Source organism: Chryseobacterium sp. CFS15 (genome assembly GCF_031118795.1).
Lineage (GTDB): Bacteria > Bacteroidota > Bacteroidia > Flavobacteriales > Weeksellaceae > Chryseobacterium > Chryseobacterium indoltheticum.
Genome location: NZ_JAVHYL010000010.1, coordinates 104,997 through 123,603, shown reverse-complemented (window position 1 = coordinate 123,603; position 18,607 = coordinate 104,997). Strand labels below are relative to the sequence as shown.

The 18,607-nt window shown below is 33.5% G+C and carries 21 protein-coding genes; 5 read left to right on the top strand and 16 right to left on the bottom strand.

Features of this window, described 5'->3' with window-relative positions; all coding sequences use genetic code 11:
- Positions 1–22 precede the first annotated feature (22 nt).
- Both OH814_RS15800 and pdxA read right to left on the bottom strand, forming a co-directional pair.
- Positions 23–547 (bottom strand): DUF177 domain-containing protein, encoded by a 525-nt coding sequence (locus tag OH814_RS15800; protein WP_076560317.1) that lies wholly within the window; start codon positions 545–547, stop codon positions 23–25.
- A gap of 83 nt (positions 548–630) precedes the next feature.
- Positions 631–1,722 carry a 4-hydroxythreonine-4-phosphate dehydrogenase PdxA gene (gene pdxA / locus OH814_RS15795; RefSeq protein WP_308828819.1) on the bottom strand — a complete coding sequence of 364 codons (1,092 nt, stop codon included), beginning with the start codon at positions 1,720–1,722 and terminating at the stop codon, positions 631–633.
- Between the two features lie 49 nt (positions 1,723–1,771).
- Here pdxA and OH814_RS15790 point away from each other — a divergent pair, with 49 nt between their 5' ends.
- Genes OH814_RS15790 through OH814_RS15780 form a run of 3 tightly spaced genes read left to right on the top strand, consistent with a single transcriptional unit; the run spans position 1,772 to position 4,519 of the window.
- Entirely contained in the window at positions 1,772–2,368 is a 597-nt protein-coding gene (locus OH814_RS15790) for a riboflavin synthase (protein ID WP_076560483.1), read from the top strand.
- Positions 2,358–3,812, top strand: coding sequence for a HAMP domain-containing sensor histidine kinase (locus tag OH814_RS15785; RefSeq protein WP_076560313.1), 1,455 nt, complete (start codon positions 2,358–2,360; stop codon positions 3,810–3,812). The genes OH814_RS15790 and OH814_RS15785 overlap by 11 nt, the downstream gene beginning before the upstream one ends.
- Positions 3,812–4,519: a methyltransferase gene (locus OH814_RS15780; RefSeq protein WP_308828818.1), complete on the top strand. Its 708-nt coding sequence runs from the start codon at positions 3,812–3,814 to the stop codon at positions 4,517–4,519. The genes OH814_RS15785 and OH814_RS15780 overlap by 1 nt, the downstream gene beginning before the upstream one ends.
- A 34-nt stretch (positions 4,520–4,553) precedes the next feature.
- Here the strand turns inward: OH814_RS15780 and OH814_RS15775 are convergent, their stop codons facing one another.
- The 4 genes from OH814_RS15775 to OH814_RS15760 form a co-directional block, all read right to left on the bottom strand.
- The gene (locus tag OH814_RS15775) at positions 4,554–5,264 is read right to left on the bottom strand and encodes a cell division ATP-binding protein FtsE (protein WP_076560309.1); all 711 of its coding nucleotides are present in this window, start codon (positions 5,262–5,264) and stop codon (positions 4,554–4,556) included.
- A gap of 159 nt (positions 5,265–5,423) precedes the next feature.
- Positions 5,424–5,582 (bottom strand): 50S ribosomal protein L34, encoded by a 159-nt coding sequence (rpmH, locus tag OH814_RS15770; protein WP_034679005.1) that lies wholly within the window; start codon positions 5,580–5,582, stop codon positions 5,424–5,426.
- Positions 5,583–5,680: 98 nt separating this feature from the next.
- Complete coding sequence (locus OH814_RS15765) at positions 5,681–6,100, bottom strand: DUF1573 domain-containing protein (protein WP_308828817.1); 420 nt, start codon at positions 6,098–6,100, stop codon at positions 5,681–5,683.
- Positions 6,093–6,953 carry a hypothetical protein gene (locus tag OH814_RS15760; protein WP_308828816.1) on the bottom strand — a complete coding sequence of 287 codons (861 nt, stop codon included), beginning with the start codon at positions 6,951–6,953 and terminating at the stop codon, positions 6,093–6,095. The genes OH814_RS15765 and OH814_RS15760 overlap by 8 nt, the downstream gene beginning before the upstream one ends.
- Before the next feature lie 331 nt (positions 6,954–7,284).
- On the opposite strand from OH814_RS15760, the gene OH814_RS15755 reads away from it, so the two are divergent.
- Complete coding sequence (locus OH814_RS15755; protein ID WP_308828815.1) at positions 7,285–8,289, top strand: bifunctional oligoribonuclease/PAP phosphatase NrnA; 1,005 nt, start codon at positions 7,285–7,287, stop codon at positions 8,287–8,289.
- 81 nt (positions 8,290–8,370) lie between these two features.
- Here the strand turns inward: OH814_RS15755 and OH814_RS15750 are convergent, their stop codons facing one another.
- The 9 genes from OH814_RS15750 to tilS form a co-directional block, all read right to left on the bottom strand.
- Entirely contained in the window at positions 8,371–9,162 is a 792-nt protein-coding gene (locus OH814_RS15750) for a patatin-like phospholipase family protein (RefSeq protein WP_115621066.1), read from the bottom strand.
- A 66-nt stretch (positions 9,163–9,228) separates the two neighbouring features.
- The gene (locus OH814_RS15745) at positions 9,229–10,011 is read right to left on the bottom strand and encodes an alpha/beta fold hydrolase (protein ID WP_123886769.1); all 783 of its coding nucleotides are present in this window, start codon (positions 10,009–10,011) and stop codon (positions 9,229–9,231) included.
- Between the two features lie 12 nt (positions 10,012–10,023).
- Positions 10,024–10,551, bottom strand: a complete 528-nt coding sequence (locus OH814_RS15740) for a hypothetical protein (protein WP_308828814.1) — start codon at positions 10,549–10,551, stop codon at positions 10,024–10,026.
- Between the two features lie 181 nt (positions 10,552–10,732).
- Positions 10,733–11,248, bottom strand: a complete 516-nt coding sequence (locus tag OH814_RS15735; RefSeq protein WP_308828813.1) for a biopolymer transporter ExbD — start codon at positions 11,246–11,248, stop codon at positions 10,733–10,735.
- A gap of 208 nt (positions 11,249–11,456) precedes the next feature.
- The gene (locus OH814_RS15730) at positions 11,457–13,535 is read right to left on the bottom strand and encodes a cytochrome c biogenesis protein CcdA (protein ID WP_308828812.1); all 2,079 of its coding nucleotides are present in this window, start codon (positions 13,533–13,535) and stop codon (positions 11,457–11,459) included.
- Positions 13,536–13,598: 63 nt separating this feature from the next.
- The gene (locus tag OH814_RS15725; protein ID WP_308828811.1) at positions 13,599–14,513 is read right to left on the bottom strand and encodes a hypothetical protein; all 915 of its coding nucleotides are present in this window, start codon (positions 14,511–14,513) and stop codon (positions 13,599–13,601) included.
- 32 nt (positions 14,514–14,545) lie between these two features.
- On the bottom strand, positions 14,546–15,508 hold the full coding sequence (locus OH814_RS15720) for a redoxin domain-containing protein (RefSeq protein ID WP_308828810.1): 963 nt from the start codon (positions 15,506–15,508) through the stop codon (positions 14,546–14,548).
- 94 nt (positions 15,509–15,602) lie between these two features.
- The gene (locus OH814_RS15715; protein ID WP_076560295.1) at positions 15,603–16,157 is read right to left on the bottom strand and encodes an RNA polymerase sigma factor; all 555 of its coding nucleotides are present in this window, start codon (positions 16,155–16,157) and stop codon (positions 15,603–15,605) included.
- Positions 16,130–17,458 carry a tRNA lysidine(34) synthetase TilS gene (gene tilS / locus OH814_RS15710; RefSeq protein ID WP_308828809.1) on the bottom strand — a complete coding sequence of 443 codons (1,329 nt, stop codon included), beginning with the start codon at positions 17,456–17,458 and terminating at the stop codon, positions 16,130–16,132. The genes OH814_RS15715 and tilS overlap by 28 nt, the downstream gene beginning before the upstream one ends.
- 86 nt (positions 17,459–17,544) lie before the next feature.
- Between tilS and OH814_RS15705 the strand changes: the two genes are divergently transcribed.
- On the top strand, positions 17,545–18,378 hold the full coding sequence (locus OH814_RS15705; RefSeq protein WP_076560291.1) for an OmpA family protein: 834 nt from the start codon (positions 17,545–17,547) through the stop codon (positions 18,376–18,378).
- Positions 18,379–18,434: 56 nt separating this feature from the next.
- Here the strand turns inward: OH814_RS15705 and OH814_RS15700 are convergent, their stop codons facing one another.
- Positions 18,435–18,575 (bottom strand): hypothetical protein, encoded by a 141-nt coding sequence (locus OH814_RS15700; protein WP_308828808.1) that lies wholly within the window; start codon positions 18,573–18,575, stop codon positions 18,435–18,437.
- Positions 18,576–18,607 lie beyond the last annotated feature (32 nt).

Genomic DNA, 18,607 nt, shown 5'->3' with positions numbered 1-18,607 from the left:
CATCATCTCATCATTAAACTATTTAATTTTTATTCTTTAAATTTTTTAGTGCGTCCCATCGTGGATCGCTTTTCTCTTCCTGCTCTTCTTCTATTTCTTTTGGACTGAATTTTTCCAGGATTTCCAAATCTTCATCACTTACATTAGGTGATACTTTTTTCATGGGTATTGATAGCGCCACGTTTTCATATATCAATTGTGAAATATTAAACGCATGATCGTTTGCAGGAATGGTGATAACGTCTTCTTCGCTGTCATCGTATTCTTCCCCGAATTTCACCAAAATACCGATTTGGTTTTCTATAGGATAGGTAAAATCTTCGTTGGTGATATCACAAACCAATTCTACTGTACCCTTTACTTTTATTTCAAATTCTAAAAAAGTAGTGTGTTTATCAAGTAAAACATCTACTGCAATTTTAGGATCTGTAAATTCCTGATCAGTGTCAAATAATTGAAAGAACTCTTTATCTATCTCAAACTTGAACTCGTGCTTGCCGGTTTTTAGTCCGGAAAAGCTTACGTCGTAGTTTCTTAACTTGTCCATAAAATGAGTGTGCAAAAATATGCATTTTTTTTAATATTACAAATAAAATTCATAACAAATTAATTTTAATTCGTTTACAGATTTTACATTTCACTTTCTATTGGTAGGTCTTCATCGATTCCGTTATCCGAAGGCATTCTCCTTGGCTGAAGGCGGTTGCTCATCAAATCTTTATAGTCATTTCTGTTATTGAAAATTTTGATCGCCGTGAAAATTGCTTCCATAAAACTGCGCTCATCAGCAACGTTTTGTCCCGCAATATCGTAGGCTACACCATGATCGGGAGATGTTCTGATGAAAGGTAGAGCGGCAGTATAATTTACGCCTTCTTCATAAGCTAACGTTTTAAACGGAGCTAATCCCTGATCGTGGTACATTGCTAAAACGGCATCATAGTTTTTATATTTTGCGGGCTGAAAAAAACTGTCTGCCGGAAAAGGACCAAAAGTAAGGATTCCGTTGTCTGCAAGCTCTTTTATAGCAGGAGAAATAATTTCTATTTCTTCGTTTCCTATTACTCCGCCGTCGCCTGAATGTGGATTTAAACCTAAAACAGCAATTTTTGGTCTTGCAATCGAAAAGTCTTCAATTAAAGTCTGGTTTAAAGCACGAATTTGTTTTTTTATTTTTTCTTTCGAAATGTTTTCAGCAACCTGAGAAATAGGAATGTGATGCGTAGATACAGCTACCTTCAAATCTTCCGACACCAAAAACATTAATCCTTTTTTATTAAATTTCTCTTCAAAATAACCGGTGTGACCTGCGTGTTTGAAACCCATCTTCACCATTTCGTCTTTGTTGATCGGTGCGGTTACCAAAACGTCAATTTCTCCTTTCATTAAAGCTTCAGTTGCAGCTTCTAATGAGTCTATTGCCATTTTTGTGGATTCTTCGGTAGGTTTTCCCAGCTCTATATTAGAATTTTCCTTTACGAGATTCACCATATTGAGCTTTCCGTTTTGGGCTTGTGAAGCTTCGGTGATGTAATTGAAATTTAAATTGAGTTTAAAAAGATTTTTTTGATAGGTAAAAAGCTTGCCCGATCCAAAAATAACTGGAGTGAAAAAATCTGTAATGGTTTTGTCAATCAGAGATTTCATGATGATTTCCGGGCCAATGCCGTTGAAGTCACCAATTGAAATTCCTACTCGTACTTTATGGTTTTTTGGGCTCATTTTGATTATCTTTGAAGATTATAATTTTACAAATTTAGCAAAAAATAATATGTTCACAGGAATTATTGAAGCAGTAGGAGTTATTGAGAAAATACAGGAAAACGGAACGAATATAGACTTTACACTAAGTTGTCCTTTCACAAACGAATTAAAGATTGATCAAAGTCTTGCACATAATGGCTGTTGTTTGACGGTTGTAGAGATTAAAAATGATCAATATGTAGTTACTGCAATTAATGAAACTTTAGAAAAAACAAATTTAGGCAAATGGAAACAGGGCAGCGTGGTCAATTTAGAGCGCTGTATGAAGATGGATGGAAGGCTTGATGGACATATTGTGCAAGGTCATGTAGACAAAACCGGAGAAATTGTGAGCATCGAAAACAAAGATGGCAGCTATTTTGTTACTGTACAATATAATTCAGAAGGTAATTTTGTTACAGTTCCTCAAGGCTCTATCACGATGAACGGAATTAGTTTGACGGTTGCTAAAAGCGAAGATTTTCAGTTTTCTGTAGCTATTATCCCATACACTTGGGAATTTACCAATATGAATACACTTAAGGTTGGCGATAAAGTCAATCTTGAATTTGATATTATTGGTAAATACATTTCAAAATTAATCAGCAGGCAGAATGGCATTTAATAAATATAAAGGATATAGTTTAAGAAACCGGGTGTTTTTCGGATTCTTGTTAATATGTCTTTTAAGTGTTGCTGCATCTTCTCTTGTTCCTTATTTTGTGTTGCGAAATAATGCGCTGCAACAAAGCAAGATCGATATGCAGGAAAAAACCAATGCGGTAATGGCATATTTTGATTATGCTCTGAGCCGTAGTTCTGTGCAAACCGAAGACCTTAGAAAGGTGCTGGGAAATAAAATATTTGAGATTGCAGATATTAATCAACACGATATTATTATTTATGATCTGAAAGGAAATTATCTACTTTCAAATAAAGATCTGAATCTGGTCGACCGTAAGAAAGTACCTCTGGATATTGTTAATAAGATACTTTCAAAAGAAACCCGGTACGATGTGCGTGGCTACGATGCTTCCAAAGATGCGGTATATACTTCTTCGTATCTCGTTCTGAAGAATAATATGTGGGAGCCAATCGGGATCATTTACATTCCCTTGTATCATAACGAATCTGCTTACATGGAGGTGCTTCACAAGTATGTCGTTTATATTCTTTTAATAGATTTAGTGATCATTGCCTTCAGTATTTGGCTAAGTTGGGTGACTTCAAATAATTTAGCAAAAAATATTACAAAATTCTCTGATATGATTACTCGTATCACTTTGTTTGAGAATGAAATGCGTCCTATCAAGTATTATAAAAATGATGAACTGAATGCTTTGGCTAGGGCTTATAACAGGATGATTCTTCAGATTCAGGATCAGAAAGAGAGGCTTCGTTTTAAGGCGTCCGAAGAAGCTTGGCGTGAAATGGCAAAACAGGTAGCGCATGAGGTTAAAAACCCGCTGACTCCCATGAAATTGACCATTCAGAATTTTGAAAGAAAATTTGATCCACAAGATCCAAACGTCACAGAAAGAGTGAAGCAGATGAGCAAAACAATGGTAGATCAAATCGATGTTATTGCAACAGTGGCTTCAGCTTTCTCAGAATTTGCAAAGCTTCCCGAAAAAAATAATGAAGTTATTAATCTTAATAATGAGATAGAAGATATTCTGAGAGTTTTCAACGACGATCAGATATTTGTGCATGCGAATAAAAGCAATATCATGATCACGATCGATCGTGTTTTTCTTTCCAGAATTATTACGAATTTGGTAACCAATGCCAAGCAGGCTAAAAGTGATGATAGAGATTTGCTGGTAAATGTTGATATCGAGCAGCATCAAAGAAGAGTTATGATATCGGTTCAGGATAACGGAGTCGGAATTCCCGAAGATATGTACGAAAGAATTTTTGAGCCAAATTTCACGTCTAAAAACAGTGGAATGGGGCTTGGTTTATCAATGGTAAGGAAAATGATTGAAGACTACAAAGGGGAAATTTCTGTAAAGTCAAAAGTTGGAAAAGGCTCCACATTTATCATCACGCTACCAACTAATTTATAGTGAAGTCTTTTAGGTTTAAACAGTTCGAAATTGAGCAGTCAAAAGACGTATTTCGTGTAGGAACGGATGGTGTTTTGTTGGGGGCTTTGGCAAATGTTCAAAACGCTTCAAAGGTTTTGGAAATAGGAACCGGAACGGGCTTGATTTCATTAATGCTGGCTCAAAGAAATTCTAAAGCAGTTTTTTTAGGAATTGACATTAATGAAGAAGCTGCTAATCTTACCCAAAATAATTTTAAGAATTCTCCATTTCATTTAAGGTTAAAAAATATTTGTCAGGATTTCAAAGCATTTCAAACTGATGAAAAATATGATTTAGTTGTTTCAAATCCGCCTTATTTTGAAGAATCTGATTCGGGAAAAGATAAATTGGCGCGCCAGACTGTTGAGCTTAATTTCCTGCAGTTGATTTCAAAATCCTCAGAATTACTTTCTGAAAATGGCATTTTATCTGTAGTTATTCCGTTTGAAGCTGGAAATGATTTTATACAATCAGCTCATAAAAACAAATTGTTTTTGGTTCGGCAAGTCAATATCAAAGGAATTGAAAGTTCAAAAGCAAAACGATTGGTGATGGAATTTTCTTTAAACAAAAAAGAAATAATAGAATCTGAGCTTATTATAGAAAAAAGTCCGAGACAATACTCGGACCAATATCTTGAACTCACCAAAGAGTTTCATGTCTTTAAAAAAGAAGTTGGAAATTAGATGATAGAAGTTAGTAATTTCTAAATCTTATAATTTATTCAAACAATTCTGCCGTATCTAGCACAGAAACCTTTCCATCTTCACATCTTATTGCTTCTCCCGGAAAATTCTGAATCATATGATAATCGTGCGTTGCCATTACAACAGCGGCGTGATTGTCTTCAGCTACTTTTTTCAGAAGTGTCATAATTTCATTAGAAGTTTCAGGATCTAAATTTCCTGTCGGCTCATCAGCTAAAATTAAGTCAGGATGATTCAAAAGTGCTCTTGCAATTGCGATACGCTGCTGCTCTCCACCCGATAATTCGTGCGGCATTTTATGTTTTTTGCCCTTCATGTTAACACTGGAAAGAACTTCATTGATACGGTCATCAATTTTTGTTTTATCGCTCCATCCGGTAGCTTCCAAAACGAATTTTAAGTTTTTCTCAACTGTTCTGTCAGAAAGCAATTGGAAATCCTGGAAAACAATCCCAAGTTTTCTTCTGAGATTTGGAACATCAGACGCTTTTAATTTTGCCAGATCAAAGCCTACCACTTCAGCTTTTCCTGCAACCAACGGAATGTGTCCGTAAAGAGTCTTCAAAAGAGAACTTTTCCCTGAACCTGTTTTTCCGATAAGATAGCAGAACCTTCCTTTCTTTATATTAAGGTTAACGTCAGAAAGTACCGTGAAACTTTTTTGAGCAATCTTTGCGTGTTGCAGACTTACAATACTGTCTCCGGTGATATTTGTATGTGGCATAAATTCAAATTTTATAGGCTTTTCAGAAAAGCGCTTTTTTCAGATTTTAAAAATAAAAAAAGATATTCTATAAACCTAAAAATTAATATATTTTAACAACAAAAAATGCCTGAAAAAGTACTTTTCAAGCATGATCTGTATATTTTTGACTAAAGAATATTATCTCTTAGCTCTTGCAGAACTTACTGTAAGGCTTTTTCTGCCTTTAGCTCTTCTAGCTGCCAAAACTCTTCTTCCGTTTGGCGTAGACATTCTTTCTCTGAAACCGTGTTTGTTTCTTTTCTTTCTTTCTGATGGCTGGAATGTTCTTTTACTCATTACTATATGTTTAAGTCGTAATTATCTATTAATTTTCAGGTTGCAAAGATATTAATTTTTTTAATAGATACAAATATTACCTTTCTTTTTTTTGAAAATTATTCAACAATACCTTTAAGAGTAAATGGATAAATTGTATCATATTTTGAAATGGTTTTATTAGTTACTAAAAAGATTTGCTTTACTATAAGACCTTTGTCCTTGTATTTACTAGGATTATAGTTGGTTTCTACAATAATGGTGTCATTTTTTGAGTAAAGTCCTTCTTTTACTTTGCTTGTTGTACAATCGCATCCATCAAGTACACCGTAAACTTTTAGAGTATCATGCATTTGGTTGATATATTTGAAAGAATAGTTTTTAGATATAGTATTTTTTTTCTTTAATATTCCAAAATCAACGGTAGTACCGTCTTCTTTCTTTTTCATAATTAAAGTAGTTGTTGTTTCATGAGTAACAAATCCGACAATTATAAAAATCAATATTGCTATAATAGTGTATAAAAATTTTTTACTCATTCTTCGTTTTTTTTATATAAACTTCTAATCCCATCATCACGTTGACAAAGTTTTTAGTTCGATGGTTTTGCCCACCTTTTAAACTCCATTTTTTATTATTATATCGATTATATGTAAGTTCTTCCTCAGAAGATGTGGTTAATCTTATAGAAGGTCCTACTTTCCTGTCATTTGATTCATTTGGGAGCCATTTAATACTTACAAAAATGCCATTTAGAGGGAATGGGATTTTAAGTTTTTCAACATTTATAACTGCATGTTTTCTGCTCTTGCTTGTAGGTGTATAGATGATTTTGTTTTTATTGAGTAAGATATAAGGCTTGCCTGTCAATGAATCTACAGTATAAAAATTTATTTCTACATCTGTATTTTTTACATCAGATTCTGTTTTGTGTAAAAATAAAGTTAGGGTGCTCACAATACCTTTTTTTTCTAGATCATTTTTAAATTTCAAACCCATTTCCCAATTAGGAGAAGGGATAAACCTAATGTTTGCCTGTTTTTTTAAAGCGAAATCATACTTTATTTTTTTATAGTCTTTTTCATTGAATGTTACAGTTTCAATGTCGTGTACTTCTTCTAATACTATTTTGTAATTTTTTTCTTGTAAATCCTTTACCGATATTTCTTTCGTTAAATAGCCTGGTTTACTAAAAGAAATTCTTTCTGACTGTTTGGGCTTGTATAAAACGAAGTGTCCTTTTTTATCTGTTTTTGATATGATTTCATTTTCAATACTGATATTTACATCTTCAAGGCCTGATAATCTCTCATTGTATACAAAACCTTGGAAATTTTGGGAATATATGTTGTTGAAAAATAAAAGTAGAATAATTGTAAGGGATTGTATCATAATAGAATGGTGTGAATTAAATTGTATGAAATAATATAATATTGTGCTGGAATCACATGTATATTAGCTAAATTTTAAAATGCATTTTTCAACTTAAGCTGAAAAATAATAATTACTAAATGTTAGTTTACTAACCGAATATTTGTATAAAAGAATAGCTGAATCCTGGAATTTTGAATTTTCATCATTAGTTGGTGGATTGTGTTGTGTTTTTTTATTAAGATTGGTGAATGTAGGTAATGTTTATCGTAAAATAATGAAAATGTTGAGAAATTTGTAAATGTCGTGTAGATTAAAAACCTTTATCTTTGCAAACTCAAATTTATAGAAAATGTTTACACCTTCAGAACTTTTAGACATCAATCAGCTTCTTGTACCGGAAAATAAAATTGTTATTCTTACCCATTACAATCCGGATGGAGATGCTATTGGCTCTAGTTTAGGCTTAAAACATTACTTAAAAGCAAAAGGTCTGGAGGCTGAAGTTGTGGTTCCCAACGATTTTCCAAAATTCCTGAAATGGATGCCGGAAGCAAAGAAAAATATTATTGGTGAATACAAAAGAAAAGTAGCTTTTGATATTATTAATGAAGCCGATGTCATTTTCTGTCTTGACTTTAATTCTCCTTCGAGAATCGGAATTTTGGGCGATTGGCTAATGAGAGCGAAAGCAAAGAAAATTCTTATCGATCACCATCAGCAACCCGAAGATTTCGATTTTGTCTATTCAGATACTATTATTCCTGCAACTTGTCAGATGATTTATCATTTTATAGAAGCAATGGATGAAGAAAAATTAGTCAATAAAGAGATTGCAGAATGTCTTTATACCGGAATTATGACTGATACAGGTGGTTTCCGTTTCCGTTCTACAAGTGCGACTACGCATAGAATTGTGGCTAATTTAATTGAAAAAGGCGCAGATCCGTCTGTAATTACCTCAAGTACCTGGGATACGAATACCGTTTCACGTTTGCATTTATTAGCCTTGATTTTAGGAAGAATAGAAGTGGTGAACGACGGGAAAGTTGCGGTTTTATATCTTACGAGAAAAGAACTTCAGGAATATGGTTTCCAGAAAGGCGATACGGAAGGTTTTGTAAATTACGGATTAAGTATTGTCGGAGTAAAAATGGCTGCGTTTTTCATGGAGGATCTTTATGAGGACTTTATTAAAATTTCTTTCAGAAGTAAAGATGATGTGGATGTAAATCAGTTTTCAAGAAAATATTTCAGCGGTGGCGGTCACATCAATGCAGCAGGTGGAAAATCAATGGCGTCTTTACCAGATACGATTGAAACTTTTAAAAGCAGAATTGCTGAAGAGAATTTGTAGTTAGTTAGTTAGTTAGTTAGTTAGTTAGTTAGTTAGTTAGTTAGTTAGTTAGTTGCAAACTCATAACTAATAATTCAAAACTTATAACTTTTTGTACCCTCTTTCCTCAAGATCATTGCAGGTGTATTCATACACTTCCTGAAACATGACATCCAGAAATTTTTTGTTGAATAAACTGAATTTCGTCATTTTTGGAGGGTCTAAAAATATGTCGCAATGACTTGCTTTGGAGTAAACAGATTTTGCAATGGCTAAATGTAAAATACGGTCAAATTCTTTCATTAAACTCATGTTTTCTAACCCGTCGTAGCTGATAGAATTCACATGGGAGCCGATCAGGAAGTCACATTTATCGACAATTGGTTCTATCGGAAGATTGTCTAAAACTCCGCCATCAACATAAATTTTTTCTCCAATTTTTACAGGAGGCAATACAAAAGGTACGCTTGAAGAGGCTAGAAGCGGACCGAAAAGCTCTCCTTCAGAGAAAAAATCAACAATGCCGTGAGTCATTTCTGTAGCGGTAACATACACGGGAATTTTCAAGATCTTAAAATCATCTTCCGGAAAATGATCATTAAAAAGTTTAAGAATAAATTTTGAACTAAAAATCCCGTTTCTGGAAAGCTTCAGATAAGAACGTGAGAAAAATGTGGTTTGCTTTACAATCTCCATCATTTCATCAGGCGTCTTTCCAAATGAGTAGAATGCTCCAACTATAGATCCGGCGCTTGTTCCTGAGATTATATCAGGTTTAAGGTCATATTCCTCCAATGCTTTTAGAACAGCAATATGGGCAATTCCGCGCATTCCGCCTCCGGAAAGTGTAAGTCCTATAATGGGTTTCTTTTTTTTGAAAGAAAATAAATTCATTGAAAAATTTAAACCTTACTAAGATATGGTTTTATATATTAAAAATTTTAAGATTGATCATGATCCTTAAAGAACCAGTTTTTTGGGTAAATGATGCAAGAGCTCGGTATTGATAATTTCGGCACAGATAGAAGGTTTTTCCCAGTGTCCATTATGTCCGCAGTCGAGAACGTAAGATTTGATATTAGTGCGGTCAGGAAGATTTTTGATCGTGTTTTCCGTTTTTACGGCATTATCGTGTTTTCCGGCAAGAACTAAAATCCGGCATTCCAGATTTTCTAAAACATGTTTTTTGTCTGTTCTTTCCACCATTCCTTTTACGCAGGCTAAAGCTCCAAGATTATTGGTTGAAAGGGCAACTTCCAGAGCTATTTCTATTTTTCCTTCCAGAACATCTATTTCATTAGGATTAAACAAATTGGGAATTCCTACTCTTGCGTAATGCGCAAAAGCATCTTTTATCACTCTGTAACTTTTTTTACGCTGTTCTTTTTTCTCCGCATCATCGGGAAAATAAGTAGAGAAAAATAGAGTTAAACTTTTTAAATAATCAGAAAAATGCTCGGCAAATGCCAAAGAAACGTAACCGCCCATTGAATGACCGAGCAAATGTATATTTTTTAAATTTTGATGATCTAAAACTTTTTTTACTTCTTCCGCCATCATTTCCATCGTGTGAACTTCGGCTAAAATATCCGACTTTCCATGTCCGGGAAGGTCTATTTTCAGTAAAGTAAAGTCTTTTGAAAGATTTTTTTCAAGGTCACTCCAGATTGAAATGTTTTCCATAAAACCATGAAGCAGAACCAATGTCTCTTTTCCTTGTCCTTTTTTTTCAAAATTGAGCATACCGTAAGATTTTTAATATTGAATGTCGATATAATCTACAAATCCCGAACCATTTATCATATCCTGAAGTCTGTATGTTTTTCCGCCATCTTTAGATGCAAACGTTTTAGTTCCTTTTCTTGTGTAGGGTTTTCCGTTGTCGTTTTCAGGTATTTTTTGAGTGATTTCTCCGGTGAAATTCATGTGCTTTGCAGAAACTACCTGCATAAAGCCAGTAATGGTAACCGAATTGCTTCCGGATTTAATGCTTCCAGCAACATTATAATTGTCTCTTTCGCCTTCAATTTTTGTAAACTTTACAGATCCTGAATATTTAGATGAACTGTCATTCTGATAGGTGAATTTGTGGTTTCCACTGAAATCTCTAAAACGGTTTTCACTATTTTTAGCTTTAATGCTGTCGTTCAATTTTGTTCTTGCGGCATTGATGGAGTCTACAATTTTTGTGCTGTCAACTTTGTCGTTAACTTCTGTAGTTTCTTTTTTTGAGCATGAAAAGCTTAGGATTCCGATTCCGGCTAAAATTAAGATGTTTTTCATCAAGGTTTGAAATTTTTATGCTCAAATTTATATAAAAAAAGAGCATTATAAAAATGCTCTCAGGTTTTAAAAATTTATTCGCCACGAATATACAATTGTTTTATGAATAAGATTTGTGCATTCGTGGCGAAAAGATAGAAATAAGTTACTTTAAACTATGAAGTTATATTGCTTCAAAGTGTTATTTTATTACGTTTTCGTAAACTTTCTTTTCCCAAGGTTTGATGTCGCTTATTCCATATCTTTCTTTTTTAGAAATTGAAATATTATCCATCATGTCTACAAAATTTTTGTAATTCGCATCATCAGCCGGCTTTACAATGATTGTGAAGTTTTCTTTTTTAGGAGCTTTTTCATACGCCTTAGAGATTATTTTTGAAACATTGAGACCGTTGTAGTCTGTTTCTTTTAAACCTGCTTCTGTAAGGTCTTTTTCATTGCTTTGATGATAAAAAATACGGTTGTTTTCTCCAATGATAAACGTAATTTGATTTTGATCTCCTATTTGACCAACTGGAGCATCAGTTCCTTTTGCTGGCAAACCCAAATCCATTACATTAGGTTTTGAAAAACTTGATGTAAACATGAAAAACATCAATAATAAAAAATTTAAATCGACCATCGGAGTCATATCGATTTTAATGGGTTTCTTGTTTTGTTTGCCTCCGGATTTTTCTTTTGTAATAACTTCAGCCATAATTCAGTTTTTTAAATGTTGAACAAAATTTTAAAATCAATGAAATTTTATTTCACTTTAAAATGATTCGATGCAAAGTTTATACCTAAATTTTCAATTTAATGTTAAATTATTAAAATTAACTCTTGTTTTGGCAATTGCCTGTTGTTTTCATTAAAAAAGCCTTATCAAAATGAATTGATAAGGCTTAATTTTATAATTGAATGTTTTATTTGTTATTCTTAAAATAATTTACTCCACATTCCAGGAATTTTTTAAATTTTTCTTTTTCCATGTAACCTGAAACCGGAGTATTGATTACTTTTCCATCCGGAGTCAAAAGAACGTAATGAGGCTGCGAATTATTATTAAAATTAGCGGTTTGGAATAAACTCCATCTGTCACCAATTGTTTTCACTTTCTTTACCTGCCCGTCTCCTAAATCAATTTTGGTTTTTTGATCTTCAGGAAGCTCTTCTTTGTCGTCCACGTAAAGAGAAGCAAGTACGACGTCGTTCTGAAGAATTGGTAAGATATCCGGTTCGCTCCAAACGAATTCCTCCATTTTTCTGCAGTTTTCACAACCGTAACCTGTAAAGTCTAGTAGAATAGGTTTGTTTTCTTTTTTGGCCAGTTCAATAGCTTTAAAGAAATCATGTTCAGGATGCATTCCTAGAATTCCGTCTTTTTCGTCATGGAAATAACTTACATTCAAAGGAGGCAAAATTCCGCTTAATAATGATAGTTTTGGTCTTTCGGCAGGAATTAAACCCTGAATTAAATAGATCACAAAACCAATTCCTAAAACTCCGATGATCTTTCTTGCAACAGAAATTTTCGGCTTCTTATCGTCGTGCGGGAATCTTATTAATCCGAATAAATAGATAACCAATCCAATCGCAACTACAATCCAGATTGCAATGAAAAGTTCTCTTTTAATTAAGAAAGTTTTAGAAACTAAATCTGCTTTTGATAAGAATTTTAAAGCTAAAGCCAATTCTACAAAACCTAAAACTACTTTCACTGTATTCATCCAGCCTCCCGATTTTGGAAGACTTTGTAAAGCCTGCGGGAATAACGCCAATAATCCGAAAACAATCGCCCAAGCCAATCCGAAACCAGCCAAAGCAAATGTCAACAACATCGGAACGTTTGCCGAACCTGTAATTGCGCTTCCCAATAAACTTCCCAAAATAGGACCTGTACAAGAGAAAGAGACAATTACCAAAGTTAAAGCCATAAAGAAAATGCCGATCATTCCGCCCGCTTCTTCCGCTTTCGAAGATTTGTTGGCAATTGAGCTTGGTAATGTAATATCGTAATACCCGAAGAAACTTCCTGCAAAGAAAATAAAGATGATAAAGAATACGATATTCAGCCAAACGTTGGTAGAAATTTCGTTGAAGATATTTCCGGCAATTCCATCAATTAAATGGAAAGGAAGACTCAATAAAACAAAAATCAAAAGAATGAAAAAACCATAAACCAAAGCATCTCTTTTCCCTTTTGCCGGATTTTTGTTCCCTTTTGTAAAGAAAGAAACCGTTAATGGAATCATCGGGAAGACGCATGGCGTCAACAAAGCTATTAAACCTCCAACGAAACCTAATAAAAGATACGTCCAATAATTTTCAGTAATTTTTGATGATCCTGTACCGCAATCTGTTAAAGGTTTTGCGATGTCAATAGAAGCTATTTTTAATTGTTTAGGATCCAGTTTTGAAGCCTCCGCAACTGCAGAATCTCCTTTCGCAGGGTTTTGTACAAGGGTTTCAACAGCTTTTATAGAATCTATTGTAATTTTTGTTTTATCATCAGCTACAGCTTCTTCTGTCACTCCGGTTGGAGTAATTTTTTTGTTGAATTCTAAAGTATTCGGAGCAAGACAAACTCTGTCGTCGCAAGTCTGATAAGTGATTTCAGCAACGACTTCTCCAGCTTTTGTGGGATCTTTTAATTTAAATTTTTGCTTAAAACCGGCAGCGTTGGAATAGTAAATAATCGTTCCGCCAAAAGCTTCAGAAAATTCTTCATGTTTTTTTCCTACTTCCTGAAATTTTCCAATCAGTTCTATATTTTTCCCTGAAACAACATATTCTGTTGGAATTCCCGTGTCTTCCGGGATGTCTCTCGAATAAATGTGCCATCCGCTTTCTAACGTTGCATTCAAAACAGCTTCATACTGATTGTTGCCCAATTCGTTAACGGTGAATTTGAATTTTACGGGATTTTTTATTTGTGCTGAAATTCCTACAAATAGCAATAGAAAAGTAAATGTGAGGATTTTCAGAATAGCATTTGACCGCATATGATAAAGGTATTTTTAATTAAATGAATTCTACAAAAATAAAGCTTTTTACTAAGATTTGATTTAAAACTTAAAACTGTATTCCAGATTGGCGATAAAACTTCGTGTTAAACCATCAGGTCTTACGTCACGTATGACAAATGGAGCTCCCAAAGTGAGTTGCAAAGCATGAGTTTCATTCAGATTATAATCGAAAAACAGATTTCCGTTAACCGTTAAGCCTTCAGAACCATCAATCTCTCTTTCTGTTCCAAACATATCGGTAAACTGATCGTTAGAAAGATGGTAAATATTCAGTAAGCCGGGAGTAATCTGAAGTTTGTCAGTAATTTTAAAAGGATAAGATACTCTAAGTAAAACGTCACCACTACGCTTAAAGTCTTTGGTTGTCTGAAAGCTTCTCAACGGAGAATTTGCTGAATAATTTTCGACAACAAACTGATTGTTGTTTTGAGTCAGTGGCTGTTGTAAAGCAGCGACCAACTGTAGTTTTTTAATCTGATATCCTGCTCCAACGATAAGATCAAAAGTTCCTAAGCTGGCTTGATAATCCATCGGTAAAGCATTTCCGTTTTTAGACTTATTTCCGTCTGTTAAAGGAATTTTTGTTCCCAAAGTAAAACTTACATTTTTATTTAAACGATAATTCGTACTCAAATAAACATCTGATAACCCAAAAGTACTTATATCATTTCCCGTTTGTGAAAGCGCGGTTACTTTTGCATTGATGCCAAACTTAGAATTTATTTGTCTGTTGTATTCTGCGTACTGACCGTAAGCGGTAATGTCGTTATCTGCTTTCCCGACAGAAAAACCTATTTTCAACTGATTTTTTTGCAAGGAAATAGAATCATTCTGGTGTGGTTTTAAACTGTTTACGGTACAAAATCCGGCGTCGCTGCACCCTTGAGCTTGTAATGAGCTTGTAGCCATTGCAAACAAAAGAAAGCAAAAACTATAGAAATATTGATTTTTCATTTGTGTAGATTTAAATTATTTTAAACTAAAGTTTATAGTTGTTTAAGGATATCTTCCAAGGAAGCTCTTTCTTTATAATCAGGATTAAAATGTCTCCAGGAAATTTCTTTGTTTTCATTAATAATGAAAGTTGCAGAAACCGGAAGTCTTCCGGAATGATCAGATCGACTTTCTGTAAAATCATTTTTTATTTTTGAATTATAAAAATCTAAAGTCTCTTTATTTGGGGTGTATAAAACATCAAAAGCTTGTGCGATTTTATAATCTTCGTCATATAAAACGGTGTATGGCGTTCCTGTTTTTTCAATAGTTTTCTTTATGAATTCCGGTTTTTCGGGAGAAACGATGACCAGTCTTGTGTTTTTAGATTTCAGTTCCGGAGAAAGATCCTGAAGTTCTTTTACGTATTTGTTGCAGTAAGGGCACCATTGTCCGCGAATGAAAACCAAAATGATTTTCTGTTTTTGAGCTGGTAAAGAAAATGATTTTCCCAATTGATCTTTCGCTGTAAAATTTTCTACTTTTTCGCCTACCATTTTTCCTTTTACCTGATCGATTGACTTCGTGTCGTTTTGTGACATTCTTTTTTGAAGGATGCTGCTTCCTATCTGCAAAAACTGTGTTGCATTGTAATATCCGAAATCATATTGCACTAATTTCCCTTCTTTATCTAAAAACAGGAACGAAGGATAATTGACAATCTTGAATTCTTTTGCAAGGCCAATACCTTCTTTTTCGGCATCCACCGCCAGGCTGATGAAGTTTTTATTGAAAAGTTCTCCCACTTTATTATCTGTGAAAGTATTTTTTTTCATGAGTTTACAAGGCCCGCACCAAGTCGTATATACATCGATGAAAATAAGCTTGTTTTCTTTTTTTGCAAGATTTTTAGCTTCTTCGAGATTTAATTTTTGAAAATTAATTCCTTTTGTACTTTGCGCCTGAATAGCAATTCCAAGTAACAGAAATACACTGTATAAAATTGTTTTAAACATAAATGAGATTTATACTTAAGTTCCTCAGAAAAGTAAAAAATCACCCGTGCGATGAAAGGTTATTTATAAGTAATTGATTTTCAGTGTTAAATTTTTAATGAGCGTTATCGTTTTTTATCTTCCTGATTTGCTCAATACATTTGTATTTTTGGTTTTGGGCATTGTGCTTGCTGGAGTATTGATATTTATCCTGAATCTCTTCAATGCTTTTGTTTTGCACAAAAATATCCTGAATTAAATTTTGACAATGTGAAGAAATGGCTTTAATATATCCCGTCAGCTTTTCCCAATAATATTTTTCGTTTTCGATGGCAGAATTAATTTCTTGTTGGTTTTCTATGAAATAAGTATCCGGAAATTCTATGTAAAAATTCCTGTTTTTTAGTCTTTTCAGCCAAAGGTTCTTAGAAATTCCTACAATGTAATTACCTAAACAAGTGTACGCTTCAAAATTATCGCTATGTAGTTTTTCGTAAAGAATAAGCAGCGAATCCTGAAAAATATCTTCTGCGTCCTCAGATTTTCCTTTGTTATTAAGAATGTATTTTTTTACATAAACAAAATAGTTCTGGTACAATATACCGAATGCTACATTGCTGTTTTTTTTGAAATCTTCTATGGCTAAAGAATTTGTTGTTCTTCTGTCCATTGTACTGTTGTTGTTTTTTGAGTGTTGGCTTCTGCCTCAAATCTGCGATCTTGTCTTAGCGGAACGATTCCTAAAATCTGATCTTCGGTGTCGCACAAAACCCATATTTTTTCTTTAGCTAAAGCAGATAATTTTTCATCCCTGAAAAACTTAGAAACCTTCTTTTTTCCGGAAAAGCCTGAAGGATAAAATTCATCGCCATTTTTTTGTTTCCTTAAATATAGAGGGAAATGAAGTTTATCTGTGTCAAAAACCCAATTGAAAGACTTATTATCATCAATATAACTTTTCAGATCGATCATTATTTGATCTTGATGAAAATCAAAATTTTCAAGTAAAATTATTTCAGGGTCAATTTTTTGTGAAAGGATTTTTAATTTTAAAATTAAACCTTCTCTATCGACAGTTAAATGATAATATTCTGAAAAAAAAGAACTTCCGTTTTCTGCCGAGAAAATTTTCTGAATTTCTTCCGTTCGCTTAAAACCGTATTTTTTTAAAATCTCAAATTGTACGAAATCGCTTTCCTGAGCCAGCTTTTCTTTTGATAGAATTTTGTGCTCTTTGTTAAATACAGAAAGGTCTTTTTCTATGATCTCAATTTGTTTGTGTACAAAATCTTTGGTTTGATTAAGATGCGAAATACTTTTTTTAAAGTTTTCTAAAAACTGATCGTTGGTTTCAGAAAGTTTAGGGACGATTTCATTCCTGATCTTATTTCTCAGATAATCATTTTTTTTATTGGAAAGATCTTCACGGAATACAATATTGTTTTCTTTAGCAAATTGATAAATTTCGTCTTTTGAAAAATTCAGCAACGGTCTTAAAATATTATTTTCCTTTGCAGGAATTCCGCTTAAGCCATTAATACCCGAAGCTTTTGAAAGATTAATAATAAAAGTTTCCAACTGATCATTCAGATGATGAGCGGTTACCAAAAAATCTAGATTTTCTTTTGCCTGAATTTCGCGGAAGAACCGATAACGAAGTTCACGAGCCCAAAGTTGAATAGAATTTTCTGGCTGCTTATCATTTTCGGAAACTTCATATAAATGAAATTTAATATCATTCTTTTTGCAGAAATCTTCCACAACTTTCTGATCAGAATCAGAATCTTCGCCACGAAGTTTATAATTAATGTGTGCAATCTGAAATTTTATCTCCGCATTCCTTAACTCATTAAACAGATAAGCCAAAACCATAGAATCTGCGCCTCCGCTTATCGCCAAAAGATAGGTTTGGTTCTCTGATAATCGAATGAGATTTTGAAGCTGTTTTTCGAATGCGGATTGTGTAAGCATAATGCTCAGAATTTCTTTTGTACAAAGATAATCCTATTTATTAAAATGAATTTTGTTACCTTTGAAATCGTTTAAAAAGTTTATTTATGAAGATTTTTAAAATTTTAGTAGCTTCAGCAGTGGTGTTAGGAATGACATCTTGCGTAAGTAAGAAGCAGTATGATGCCCTAAGTGGCAACTACAAACAGTGTATTGAAAATATTGGAGAGAGACAACGTGAAATTCAGGATCTGAAAGGTCAGAATTCTACATTGACGGCGGAAAATAACTTATTAAAAAGTCAACACGATGCTTTGAAATCGTCTTTGGATGCTTGTCTTTCAAATACCGGAAAAAGCTCATCGAATATTGATAAATTGGTTGGTGAGATCAATGCATCAAATTCTTATATCAAGCAATTGATTTCTGCAAATGCGAAAAACGACAGTTTAAATTTAGCTTTATCAAACAAGCTGAAAAGATCTTTGGATAACATGGCTGATCAGGATGTTCAGGTAAAAGTTCTTAAAGGTGTTGTGATGATTTCATTGTCAGATAAATTATTGTACAAAACGGGTGATTACAATGTTTTGCCTGCAGCTCAGGAAGTTTTGGGTAAAGTGGCAAAAGTAATCAACGATTACGATAAATATTCTGTATTGATTGAAGGTAACACAGATAACGCGCCATTGAGCTCTGCAAATTTACCGAGAGACAACTGGGATCTTTCTGCATTGAGAGGAACGGCGATTGCTAAAATATTACAGACTCAATTTGGGGTAGATCCTGCAAGAATTACAGCAGGTGGGCGTTCTGAATACAATCCTAAAGCTACAAACATGAGTGTTTCGGGAAGATCTGAAAACAGAAGAACTGAAATTATCATCATGCCTAAGCTGGATGAGTTTATGAAATTAATGGATATTACTCCTAAAAAGTAATAAGATAAAATTTAAATTAAAATTCCGATAAGTGATTATCGGAATTTTTTTTGTTTTCAAACTACATCTTCTTTTTTCAGAAGCTTTATAATCTGGTTCAAGATAAAACTGCGTTTTCTTTTTCGGGAATTATTTCTTGCAGATGGCTTCGTAATCGTGTAATCTTTGCCATTTGCGGGTAACAAATTTGTTTTCATCATCTTCATTCGAGTATTTTTACCTCTTTCTC

Coding starts and splice junctions, on each gene's coding strand:
- OH814_RS15800 (WP_076560317.1), bottom strand. CDS start 547: ATGGACAAGTTAAGAAACTACGACGTAAGCTTTTCCGGACTAAAAACC.
- pdxA (WP_308828819.1), bottom strand. CDS start 1,722: ATGAGCCCAAAAAACCATAAAGTACGAGTAGGAATTTCAATTGGTGAC.
- OH814_RS15790 (WP_076560483.1), top strand. CDS start 1,772: ATGTTCACAGGAATTATTGAAGCAGTAGGAGTTATTGAGAAAATACAG.
- OH814_RS15785 (WP_076560313.1), top strand. CDS start 2,358: ATGGCATTTAATAAATATAAAGGATATAGTTTAAGAAACCGGGTGTTT.
- OH814_RS15775 (WP_076560309.1), bottom strand. CDS start 5,264: ATGCCACATACAAATATCACCGGAGACAGTATTGTAAGTCTGCAACAC.
- rpmH (WP_034679005.1), bottom strand. CDS start 5,582: ATGAGTAAAAGAACATTCCAGCCATCAGAAAGAAAGAAAAGAAACAAA.
- OH814_RS15765 (WP_308828817.1), bottom strand. CDS start 6,100: ATGAGTAAAAAATTTTTATACACTATTATAGCAATATTGATTTTTATA.
- OH814_RS15760 (WP_308828816.1), bottom strand. CDS start 6,953: ATGATACAATCCCTTACAATTATTCTACTTTTATTTTTCAACAACATA.
- OH814_RS15755 (WP_308828815.1), top strand. CDS start 7,285: ATGTTTACACCTTCAGAACTTTTAGACATCAATCAGCTTCTTGTACCG.
- OH814_RS15750 (WP_115621066.1), bottom strand. CDS start 9,162: ATGAATTTATTTTCTTTCAAAAAAAAGAAACCCATTATAGGACTTACA.
- OH814_RS15745 (WP_123886769.1), bottom strand. CDS start 10,011: ATGCTCAATTTTGAAAAAAAAGGACAAGGAAAAGAGACATTGGTTCTG.
- OH814_RS15740 (WP_308828814.1), bottom strand. CDS start 10,551: ATGAAAAACATCTTAATTTTAGCCGGAATCGGAATCCTAAGCTTTTCA.
- OH814_RS15735 (WP_308828813.1), bottom strand. CDS start 11,248: ATGGCTGAAGTTATTACAAAAGAAAAATCCGGAGGCAAACAAAACAAG.
- OH814_RS15730 (WP_308828812.1), bottom strand. CDS start 13,535: ATGCGGTCAAATGCTATTCTGAAAATCCTCACATTTACTTTTCTATTG.
- OH814_RS15725 (WP_308828811.1), bottom strand. CDS start 14,513: ATGAAAAATCAATATTTCTATAGTTTTTGCTTTCTTTTGTTTGCAATG.
- OH814_RS15720 (WP_308828810.1), bottom strand. CDS start 15,508: ATGTTTAAAACAATTTTATACAGTGTATTTCTGTTACTTGGAATTGCT.
- OH814_RS15715 (WP_076560295.1), bottom strand. CDS start 16,157: ATGGACAGAAGAACAACAAATTCTTTAGCCATAGAAGATTTCAAAAAA.
- tilS (WP_308828809.1), bottom strand. CDS start 17,458: ATGCTTACACAATCCGCATTCGAAAAACAGCTTCAAAATCTCATTCGA.
- OH814_RS15705 (WP_076560291.1), top strand. CDS start 17,545: ATGAAGATTTTTAAAATTTTAGTAGCTTCAGCAGTGGTGTTAGGAATG.
- OH814_RS15700 (WP_308828808.1), bottom strand. CDS start 18,575: ATGAAAACAAATTTGTTACCCGCAAATGGCAAAGATTACACGATTACG.